At 42.8% G+C, this 1,316-nt stretch carries 2 protein-coding genes; one reads left to right on the forward strand and one right to left on the reverse strand.

The genetic code is table 11. The features are described 5' to 3' along the window. The coding region (locus A3762_RS14075) for a sugar phosphate nucleotidyltransferase (RefSeq protein ID WP_156493465.1) at positions 1–401 on the reverse strand (401 nt) is incomplete at its 3' end. A 139-nt stretch (positions 402–540) separates the two neighbouring features. Between A3762_RS14075 and A3762_RS14080 the strand changes: the two genes are divergently transcribed. Beyond that, positions 541–1,316 (forward strand): archaeosortase/exosortase family protein (locus A3762_RS14080; RefSeq protein WP_197469268.1); only part of this gene is annotated, 776 nt, incomplete at its 3' end.

Here is a 1,316-nt window from a genome sequence, read left to right on the forward strand (position 1 = left end):
GCGGAAGCTGTCGCAAGCTGCACGGCGCTCTGGAAAGCCTTTTCATCACGAATCACATGATCAGCCGCAAGCACCAATAAAATAGGATCCGCACCTTCACTAAGTGCCGCATAGGACGAAAGTGCAACAGCAGGCGCAGTATTGCGCCCAATCGGTTCCAAAATAATGTTTGCTGCTTTTTGCCCTTGCTGGCGCAATTGTTCAGCCACATTAAAGCGGTGTTCGTCATTACACACAACAATTGGGTTTGCCGCATCAGAACCTAAGCGAGATAAAGTATCTTGCAACATGGTTTGCTCGCCCATTAAAGGCAAAAACTGCTTAGGAAACAGCTTGCGCGAGAGCGGCCATAATCGCGTTCCACTTCCACCCGCCATTACTACTGGCACTACTTTTTGCATTATATCCAATCCTTGTTTTTCATTATTCCTTTAATTAAAGAGCGCATTACTAGTAAAAACAAGTAATGAAAAGCATTTGAGCAGAAGGGGTATTGCAACCCCTTATCATTCAGCTACCATGAATAAATACGCGTATTAAATGGCTGGATGGATTTTGCCAACACTCACTTTTACCTACCTGCAACTAAGCAGTCTATTTTTAGCTGTATTTTTTGTTTTTTACCCAACAACAGAAGTACTTTTAGATCGCTGGCTTAAATTCGATGAATCTTTATCTCATGGGCTTTTAGTGATCGCCATGAGCATTCACCTCAGCGCAAAAACTCTGCATAGAATCGACCCCCCAAATTTTAAGAACGGCTCTCTATCAAACTACCTACCCTATATCGGTTTAGCACTATCAAGCCTTGTTTGGTTAGTCACATCTAGCGCCAATATAAACATCCTCGAGCAAGTTTTAATACCAATCATTTTATGGTTCGCTATTGCCAGTTATTTAGGACTACATATCGGCTTAAAACTCTTCCCGTCCATCGCATTCATTTACTTTGCAATACCGATTTGGGACTACCTCAATCAAGCCCTTGTCGACTTAAGTAGCTTAACTGTCACTTGGCTAGTCGATCTCATCGGCATTACCGCTCTTATCGAAGAAAACACCATCACACTTCCCTATGGGGCGCTAGTGATTGCCGATGGGTGTTCAGGGCTGCGTTATTTTACAATTGCATGCGCGCTCGCCGTATATGTAATTCTAGATTCAAAACCTAATAGAGCTCTAAGCATCAAGCTATTAGTAACCGCAATTGCATTGAGCTTATTCTCAAACTGGCTCCGAATTTTCTTGTTGATACTTATTGCCTATGAAACAAACATGGAAAGCAGCTTGGTCGCTGATCATGAAACCTTTGGCTG

Source organism: Oleiphilus sp. HI0125 (genome assembly GCF_001635355.1).